Below are 9,558 nucleotides of genomic sequence, written 5' to 3'. Positions count from 1 at the left end.
TCGCCGATGGTAGTGTGGGGTTTCCCCATGTGAGAGTAGGTCATCGTCAAGATTCATTTCGCAAAACCCCTATCTGCACATGCAGGTAGGGGTTTTGTCTTTGTGCCGCAAAAAACCAGACACCGGCGCAGCCCCCTGTGGGAGCGGGCAAGCCCGCGAACACCGGCATAGCCGGTGCCATCCCCCACACCATGAAATGTACGTCATTTATGCCTGACGCCCCTCCCGGCAGTGTTACGCTCGCGGAAATACTCAGCACGGATACTCATCATGGAAATGAACTGGCACCAGGCCCTGCAAGAGAGCCTGAGCTGGCTGGCAATCGCCTCGTTCATCACCCTGGTCTGCTTCACGGCAGCCGCCACACTGGCCGTACGTTGTACGCGCTGGGGCAGCCAGTTCTGGCAGCTTGCCGGGCCTTATTTCAACTTCAGGCGCAGTTGGCGGCCGTTGCTGGTGTTCGCCCTGCTGCTGGTACTGACGCTATTTTCGGTGCGCCTGAACGTGCTGTTCTCGTTCTGGTACAACGGCTTCTACAGCGCCTTGCAGGGCCTTGACCAAGCCGCCTTCTGGTACCTGCTCGGCGTCTTCGCGGTATTGGCCAGCATCCATGTGCTGCGTTCGCTGTTCACCTTCTATGTCAGCCAGGCGTTCAGCATCCAGTGGCGGGTATGGCTGACCGAGCGCCTGACGCACGACTGGATGCACGGCGATGCCTACTACCGTGGCCAGTTCCTTGCCGAACCGGTAGACAACCCTGATCAGCGTATCGAACTGGACGTCAACGCCTTTGTCAGCAACTCGGTGAGCCTGGCGCTTGGCGCGGTCAGCGCGCTGGTGTCGCTGGTGGCATTTACCGGCATCCTCTGGGGGCTGTCGGCACCGCTGGCGGTTGCCGGCGTGGAGATTCCCCGGGCGATGGTGTTTGCCGTCTACCTGTATGTGATCGTCGCGACCTGGATCGCCTTCCGCCTCGGACGCCCGCTGATCCGCCTGAACTTCCTCAACGAAAAGCTCACCGCCAACTTCCGTTATGCGCTGATGCGCCTGCGCGAGAATGCCGAGAACATTGCCTTCTATCAGGGCGCGCAGGTCGAGCGGGGCACTTTGCTGGGCCGCTTTGGCGCCTTGATCGTGAATGCCTGGGCACTGGTGTTCCGAAACCTCAAGTTCAGCGGTTTCAACCTGGGCGTGAGTCAGGTTGCGGTGGTATTCCCGTTCATTCTCCAGGCGCCGCGCTTCTTCAGCGGGGCGATCAAGCTGGGCGATGTCATGCAGACCTCCCAGGCCTTCGGCCAGGTGCAGGATTCGCTGTCGTTCTTCCGCGAGTCGTACGATGCGTTTGCCCAGTATCGGGCTACCCTCGATCGCCTGACCGGCTTCCTCGATGCCAACCAGCAAGCGAGCGCGCTGCCGCGGGTCCTCACCGAGGACCAGGCGCACGCCTTGCACATCTCCCGCCTGCAGGTGCTGCGCCCGGACGGGCACACCCTCATACGCGACCTGGCCCTGAGCCTGCACGCCGGTCAGGCGCTGTTGATCAAGGGGCCATCGGGCAGCGGCAAAACCACATTGCTTCGTGCGCTGGCGGGTCTCTGGCCGTATGCCGAGGGGGAAGTCAGGCGCCCGCTGGGCCACCAGGCGCTGTTCCTGTCACAGCGGCCTTACCTGCCGCTGGGTGATCTGCGCACCGTCATCGCTTACCCGGCGGCCAGCCAGGCACAAGACGAGCCCCGTATGCAGCAGGCCTTGCGCCAGGTCAACCTGGCCCACCTGGCCGAGCGGCTGGACGTCAGTTGCGACTGGTCACACATTCTCTCGGTCGGTGAACAACAGCGCCTGGCCTTTGCCCGGGTGCTGTTCAACCGGCCTCAGGTGGTGTTCCTCGACGAATCCACCTCGGCCATGGACGAAGGGCTCGAACATACGTTGTATTCGCTGTTGCGCACGGAGATGCCCGAGGCGTTGCTGGTCAGTGTCGGCCACCGCAGCACGCTGGCGGGCTTCCATACCCATCGGCTGGAAGTGGATGGGCAGGGCGGTTGGGCATTACTGCAGCAGCAGCCAGCGCTGGCCTAGCTCGGCTTGCCGGCAAGCGGGCCTGAGCCGAGCCATGCGACCCCGAGCAAGGTGCCCCCGGCACACGCAGCGCCAAGCAGGAATGTCGCGCGAAAGCCGACGCCGTCCCAGAGCAGCCCGGCGACCACGCTGGCTACCAGTAGCGCCACCCCGGTCAACAGGTTGAACAGGCCGAAGGCGGTACCGCGCAGTTCGACCGGGGCGCTGTCGGCGATCATGGCGGCAAAGATGCCTTGGCTGAAGCCCAGGTGCAGGCCCCACGCGGCTACGCCCAAAGCCAACCCGGCCCAGCCCGGCAGCAGGGCCAGCAGCAGGTCGGCGGCGACCAGCAACCCCAACCCGGTCATCAGCACACCGCGGCGGCCCACGCGGTCCGACAGCGCCCCGGCGGGGTAGGCCGACAGCGCATAGGCCAGGGCCATCAGCATCAGCACTGCCGGCGCCCACAAAGGCGCCAGGCCCATGTCCTGCGCGCGCAGCAGAAGAAACGCCTCGCTGAAGCGGGCCAGCGTGAACAGCGTTGCCAGGCCGATCAGCCGCCAGTAGGCCGGGCCCAGACGAGCCAGTTCGTGCAGCGCCAGGGGCGAGCGCACTGGCCGGGTGGTAGCAGGCGTTGCAGGTTCGCGTACGAAGGCGATGAGGATGTAAACCGCCACGCATGCCGGGATCACCGCCACCCAGAACACGGCCTGGAAATGGCTCGCCGTCAGCCACATCAACACGATTGCCAGCAACGGCCCGAGGAAGGCGCCCACCGTGTCCAGTGCCTGACGCAGGCCAAAGGCAGCACCACGCAGCTCGGCGGGGGTGACATCGGCCACCAGCGCGTCGCGCGGCGCCCCTCGAATGCCCTTGCCGACCCGGTCGACGAAGCGTGCCGCTGTCAACCATTCCAGCCCCGAGGCCAGCGGGAAAACGGGTTTGCTCAGTGCCCCCAGGCCGTAACCCAGCACCGTGAGCAGCTTGCGTTTGCCCAGGCGGTCGCTGAGGGCGCCGGAGAACACCTTGGTGATCGACGCAGTCGCTTCGGCGATGCCTTCGATAAGGCCCACCGCCACCACCGAAGTACCGAGCACGGTGACCATGTACAGCGGCAGCAAGGCGTGGATCATTTCCGAGGAAATGTCCATGAACATCGACACGAAGCCCAGCGCCCAGACGCTGCGAGGGATCCTCTGCCTGGGCTTGCTGATGTTTGTCGGGTGGTGTTCTTCGTGGCTGCGCATCAAAGGCTCGGGCGAGGACTACGTTCGAAACTGTAGGAGGCATCACGCAGGATGCAAATCGAGCAGGCGGGTTCAGTCTGCGGCGCCCCGGCAAAGTGCCGTTACAAACATGTAAACTTCGTAAATAAGATTCAAACCCATTTGCGAATCCCTATATTTACCATCCCTGTTGGCCGCCAAACTGTGTTTGCGAGGCCGGTGGGCGAGGGCTCCCGGTTTCCGACAGGGATGTGCCGTTTCGCTCATGAATCGCAGGAGATGTACATGCAGTGCAAGATTTCACCCAACAGCCTGGTCCTGGCGTTCGTTGCGCTGGCGGCGCCGGCCTTGGTGGCCACCGCGGCGGTAGCTGAGCAGCAGCGCGGTGGAGAGGTACTGGAGATGCCGGTGGCCGACGACGCACTGGTGATCCCGGACACGCTGGTTACCGCCGAGCGCGAGGCGCGGCAGGCGTTGGGATCGTCGATCATCACCGCCGAAGACATCAAGCGCCACCCGCCGGCCAATGACCTGTCCGACATCATCCGCCGCGAACCGGGGGTGAACCTGACTGGCAACAGCGCCAGCGGCGCGCGTGGCAACAACCGGCAGATCGACCTGCGTGGCATGGGCCCGGAAAACACCCTGATCCTCATCGACGGCAAGCCATCGGGCGCGCGTAATGCCGTGCGCTATGGCTGGAACGGCGACCGCGACACCCGTGGTGAAACCAACTGGGTGCCGGCCGAGGCGGTCGAGCGCATCGAGATCCTGCGCGGCCCGGCAGCTGCGCGCTACGGCTCCGGTGCCATGGGCGGAGTGGTCAACATTCTTACCAAGCGCCCCAGCGACGAACTCAAGGGCAATGTCAGCCTCTACACCCAGCTGCCGCAAGACAGCGCCGAGGGTGCCAGCCGCCGCGCCAACTTCAACCTCGGCGGCGGCCTGACCGACAACCTCGGCATGCGCCTGTACGGGGGTGTGGCCAAGACCGACGCCGACGACCTCGACATCAACGCCGGGCATGCCACCAGTGTGCTGGTGGCGGGCCGCGAAGGGGTGCGCAACAAGGACATCAACGGCTTGCTGAGCTGGCAGCTGAATGACGAACACCGCCTCGAGGCCAGCGCCGGCTATAGCCGCCAGGGCAACATCTTCGCCGGCGACACCATGAACAGCAACGGCGGTGGCGACGTCGAGCTGGTTTCCAGCCTGTACGGCCACGAAACCAATGTGATGCAGCGCAGCACCTACGACCTGACCCACCTGGGCGATTTCACCTGGGGTAGCAGCAAGACCGTGCTGGCCTATGAATACGTGCGCAACTGGCGCCTCAACGAAGGCCTGGCAGGCCGTACCGAGGGTGCACCCAACGGCGAAGGCGCGGCCATGTCGCGCCTGCGCAATACGCGCCTGAGCAGTGAAGTGAACCTGCCTTTCGCCGCGGGCAGCACCGAGCATGTGCTGACCCTGGGCGGTGAATACCTGTACGAAACCCTCAACGACCAGGGCTCGCTGCGCCCGCAGAGCTCGGACCCCACCGGCAACGACGGGCTCGTCGGTTTCGATCGCAGCAGCTCGAAGGTGACCGCGCGCAGTTATGCATTGTTCGTCGAGGACAATATCTTGGTTGGCGACACCACCCTCACCCCGGGCCTGCGCTTCGACCATCACGAAACCTTCGGCGACAACTTCAGCCCCAGCCTGAACCTGTCGCACAAGCTGAGCGAAGCGCTGTCGGTCAAAGGCGGCATCGCCCGCGCCTACAAGACCCCCAACCTCTACCAGGCCAACCCGAACTACCTGCTGTACAGCCGCGGCAACGGCTGCAGCGTGCAACAGACCAACAACGGCGGCTGCTACCTGCAGGGCAACGCCGACCTCAAACCCGAGATCAGCGTCAACAAGGAAATCGGCCTGCTGTATGACCGCGGCAGCTGGCGCACCAGTGCCACCTACTTCCGCAATGATTACAAGAACAAGATCATCGGTGACACCGATGTGCTTTACACCATCGGCACCGGCAGCCGCGTTACCCAGTGGGACAACGCCGGCAAGGCGCGGGTGGAAGGGGTCGAAGGCAACCTGTTCATCGAACTGACGCCGGCTCTGGACTGGAACACCAACCTCACCTGGATGCTCGACAACGACGACCGCGACACCGGCGAGCCGCTGTCGGTGATCCCGCAATACACCGTCAACACCACCCTCGACTGGCGTGCCACCGACCAACTGTCGTTGCAGGTGGCGGGTACCTGGTTCGGTAAACAGAAATCGCCGACCTACAACTCCCGCACACAGCAAGACTACGACACTGGCGCGCAGCAGGATGTGCAGGCCTATGGCCTGGTGGATGTCAGCGCCGGGTACAGGTTCAACGCCAACTACGATGTGCGGGTGGGGGTGAACAATGTGTTCGACAAGCAGATTCTGCGGGGCGGCAATGCCAGCACTTCCGGGGCCAACACCTATAACCAGCCAGGCAGGGCGGTGTTCGCGGCGCTGAACATCAACTTCTGACCCTGGGCGGCTTCAGCCGTGAACACAGGCGCAGCCGGCGTCGCCTGCTTCGCGGGTGAACCCGCTCCCACAGGTACGGCGCTGGCTACGGGTTAACGCTGTACCTGTGGGCAAGCCCGCGAACACCGGCGCAGCCGGCGCCATATTGTTGCGGCAAAAAATGCTGCAGCATGCTAAACCTTGGCGCCCCCAACCTGCCCGAGAGCACCCCGGTGAAAGCCGTCCGCCTGACCCTTGTTTGCCACGCCCTGACCCAGGCCCAGAAGACCGGGCACCTGCATCTCCCGAATGACGGCATCCTGCCGTTGAGCCAACAGCCGTTTGCCGACCTTGTCGGGGCGCAGGTACTGACTGCGCCGGAGCGGCGAGCCTGCGAGACGGCGGCGTGGTTGGCGGAGCAGGTGCAGGTCGAGCCGGCGCTGGCCGATTGCGACCTGGGGCGTTGGCACGGGCTGGCATTGAAGCAATTGCAGGCCGAACAACCGCAGGCGGTGGCCGACTGGCTGCAGAATCCAGCCAGTGCCGTGCATGGCGGTGAGTCGTTCGCCGCGCTCTGCCAGCGCCTGGGCGCCTGGCTGGAGGCCTTTGACCGGCCGGGTGAATGGCTGGCCGTCACCCACCCGATGGTCATGCGGGCCGCGCTGGTGCAGGTGCTCGATTGCCCGATGCTTGCCTGCCAGCGGATCGACGTGTTGCCGCTGTCGCGCCTGCAACTGAGCTTTACCGGGCAGTGGCGCCTGCGCCTGGGTTGAAGGTCAGAACGCCAGCTTGTAGCCGATCAACAACAGCATCGCCGCCAGGCATGGCCGCAGCACGCGGTCAGAGATGCGCCCGGTGAGGTGGCTGCCGAGGTAGATGCCGGGCAGCGAGCCCAGCAGCAGGTAGCCCAGCAGCGACCAGTCCATGTTACCCATGCCCGCATGGCCCAGGCCGGCCACCAGGGTCAGCGGCACGGCGTGGGCGATTTCAGTGCCGACCAGGCGGCGGGTCACCAGGAACGGGTACAGCAGGAACAGCGCCACGGTACCCAGTGCGCCGGCGCCGATGGAGGTCAGGGTGACCATCACCCCCAGCACCACGCCGGTGATCACGGTGAGGGTGTTCAGGCTGCGGTCGCTGAGGTGGTAGTGGTCGCCGGCATGGCGGCTGGCGAAGGCCTGCAGGCGCGATTTGAACAGGATGGCCAACGCGGTCAGGATCAGCACCACCGCCAGGCCTTGCTTGATGATGGCGTTGAGCGCCGAGGTGTCGGTGTGCAGGCTGCTGAGGAACCACAGGGTCAGCGCCGCCGCGGGCACGCTGCCAAGGCTCAGCAGGCCGGTGATCTTCCAGTCGACGTTCTGGTTGCGCGCATGCACCCAGACCCCACTGGCCTTGGTCACGGCGGCATAGAGCAGGTCGGTGCCGACAGCCGTGGCCGGGCTGATGCCAAACCACAACAGGATCGGAGTCATCAGCGAGCCGCCACCGACGCCGGTCATGCCGACGATGAAACCCACGACCAGGCCGGCAATGGTGAAACCGAAAGAACCTACATCCATACGCTACTCGACTGCCCAACTTTGCCCGTTATCGGATGCAGCCAGCATATAGATTTTTTTATAGCCAAATAGACTTGTTCGTTATTAGGTTATAACCGAGAAGGGCTAACACCAGCCCCGGTGGGAGCGGGCGCGCCCGCGAAGCAGGCGACGCGGTGGATGGCACCGGCTGCGCCGGTGTTCGCGGGCATGCCCGCTCCCACAGGGCGACCGATGTGGGAGCGGGCGTTTGCCGGTTCAGATCCTGAAGCTGCCCACCAGCTGCTTCAAGCGCCCGGCCTGCTGGGCCAGTTGGTCGCAATGGCGCAGGGTTTCGTTGAGGTTCTCCACCCCTTGCTGGTTCAGGGCGTTGATCTGGGTAATGTCCAGGTTGAGGCTTTCGACCACGGCGGTCTGCTCTTCGGTGGCCGTCGCCACCGACTGGTTCATGCCATCGATCTCGCCAATGCGCTGGGTCACGCTGGCCAGGCGCTCGCCGGCCTGGTTGGCCACCTGCACGGTCTGCTCGCTGGAAACCTGGCTGGTGTTCATGGTGTGCACCGCTTCGCGCGAGCCCACCTGCAGGCTGGTGATCATGCGGTGGATTTCTTCCGCCGATTCCTGGGTGCGGTGCGCCAGGTTGCGTACCTCGTCGGCCACCACGGCAAAGCCACGGCCGGCTTCCCCGGCACGTGCCGCCTCGATGGCAGCGTTCAGTGCCAGCAGGTTGGTCTGCTGGGAAATGCCTTTGATCACATCGAGGATCTTGCCGATTTCATCGGTGCTGGCATTGAGTGTTTCGATCTGCGCGCAGGAATCGCTGATGCGCTGCGACAGGGCAGTCATGGCGCTGATCGCTTCTTCGACCACTTCACGGCCACCGTGGGCCTGCTCGCTGGCGCCGCTGGCATGCTGCGAGGCATCGGCGGCGTTGCGGGCGATCTCCTGGGTGGCAGCGCCCAGTTCGTTGATCGCTGCCGCCACGCTGTTGGTGCGCATGCTCTGCTCTTCGGAGCCGATGATCGAGGCGTTGGAGGCGTTGACCACTTTCTCCGACAGGTCGTGCACCAGGCGGGTGGCCGAGGACACTTCGCTGATCGAGGCATGAATGCGCTCGACAAAACGGTTGAACGAAGTGGCCAGCTCGCCGAACTCGTCCTTGTTCTGCACGCTCAGGCGGCGGGTGAGGTCGCCTTCACCCTCGGCGATGTCGCGCATGGCGCGGCCCATGGTGGTCAGCGGGCTCATCAGCACCGGAATCAGCAGGCCGAGCAGGCCGGCGATGACGGCCACGGCGATCAGCATGGCAATGATCGCCGAGGTGCGGAACTGGCTGAGCGCGGCGTAGGCCTTGTCCTTGTCGATCGACAGGCCGATGAACCACTGTGCCGAAGGCAGGCCGGCCACCGGGGCGAAGGAAATGATGCGGTCCTGGCCATTGAGGGTGACATCCTGCATGCCGGCGGCGACCCGCAGGTTGCTGCCGGGGTAGATGTCCTTGAGGTTCTTCATCACCTGGTCTTTGTCCGGGCTGACGATTACCTGGCCATTGCTGTCGGCGAGGAAGGCGTGGCCGATGCCACCGAAATCGACCGAGTTGATGATCTCCACCAGGGTGTCGAGGGTGACGTCGCCGCCGACCACACCCAGCAGTTCGCCATTGGCCTTGCTTTTCACCGGCGTGGCGATGGTCACCATCAGGCCGCCGACAGCACCCTGGTACGGGGCGGTCAGCACGGTCTGCCCGGCGCTGGCCGCGGCGCCGTACCAGGGCCGCTGGCGTGGGTCATAACCGGCGGGCATCTGGGTATCGGGGCGTTGGGTGAATACACCGTTGGCCTGGCCCAGGTAGGTAAACAGGAAATTGCGCGTGTAGGACGGCTGCTCGATCAGCCCGGCCAGGGTGTCACCGGCGCCTTGCTGGGCAATGTCCTGGGCCAGGTTTTCCAGCACCAGAATGCGCCCGCTCATCCAGTTCTGCACACTGCTGGCGGTCAGGGCGCCGGATTGCTCTACCGACGCTTCGATGTTCTGGCGGATGGTGTTGCGTTGCAGGTAGTCGTTGTAGAGCGTGAACAGGGCAAATGCCAGGACAACCACGCCGCAGGCGCTGAGCAGGATCTTGTGGCGAAATTTCAGGTTCATGTTTCGAGACCTTGGGCCGGTGAGGGGAGGGCACGGCGCGCTCTTGACGCATTGCGGACCCTATCGATCTGGATATCGGCTCAAGCGTC

The 9,558-nt window shown here is 64.4% G+C and carries 6 protein-coding genes; 3 read left to right on the top strand and 3 right to left on the bottom strand.

The window, feature by feature from the left end; all coding sequences use genetic code 11:
- Positions 1–270 precede the first annotated feature (270 nt).
- Positions 271–2,079 (top strand): ABC transporter ATP-binding protein/permease, encoded by a 1,809-nt coding sequence (locus tag C6A77_RS13135; RefSeq protein ID WP_114169851.1) that lies wholly within the window; start codon positions 271–273, stop codon positions 2,077–2,079.
- Here C6A77_RS13135 and C6A77_RS13130 read toward each other — a convergent pair.
- Complete coding sequence (locus tag C6A77_RS13130; RefSeq protein WP_114169850.1) at positions 2,076–3,305, bottom strand: MFS transporter; 1,230 nt, start codon at positions 3,303–3,305, stop codon at positions 2,076–2,078. The two genes, C6A77_RS13135 and C6A77_RS13130, sit on opposite strands and share 4 nt — an antisense overlap.
- Before the next feature lie 264 nt (positions 3,306–3,569).
- On the opposite strand from C6A77_RS13130, the gene C6A77_RS13125 reads away from it, so the two are divergent.
- A complete protein-coding gene (locus C6A77_RS13125; protein WP_114169849.1) occupies positions 3,570–5,804 on the top strand; it encodes a TonB-dependent siderophore receptor in 2,235 nt (744 codons plus the stop codon).
- A 212-nt stretch (positions 5,805–6,016) separates the two neighbouring features.
- Entirely contained in the window at positions 6,017–6,556 is a 540-nt protein-coding gene (locus tag C6A77_RS13120; protein ID WP_114169852.1) for a histidine phosphatase family protein, read from the top strand.
- A gap of 3 nt (positions 6,557–6,559) precedes the next feature.
- Here C6A77_RS13120 and C6A77_RS13115 read toward each other — a convergent pair whose 3' ends face one another.
- The gene (locus tag C6A77_RS13115) at positions 6,560–7,345 is read right to left on the bottom strand and encodes a sulfite exporter TauE/SafE family protein (RefSeq protein ID WP_114169848.1); all 786 of its coding nucleotides are present in this window, start codon (positions 7,343–7,345) and stop codon (positions 6,560–6,562) included.
- 237 nt (positions 7,346–7,582) lie between these two features.
- Positions 7,583–9,469 (bottom strand): methyl-accepting chemotaxis protein McpA, encoded by a 1,887-nt coding sequence (gene mcpA / locus C6A77_RS13110; RefSeq protein ID WP_114169847.1) that lies wholly within the window; start codon positions 9,467–9,469, stop codon positions 7,583–7,585.
- Positions 9,470–9,558 lie beyond the last annotated feature (89 nt).

The sequence above is a fragment of the Pseudomonas sp. AFG_SD02_1510_Pfu_092 genome (assembly GCF_003331055.1).
Lineage (GTDB): Bacteria > Pseudomonadota > Gammaproteobacteria > Pseudomonadales > Pseudomonadaceae > Aquipseudomonas.
This window is presented reverse-complemented; position numbering and strand designations above follow the sequence as displayed.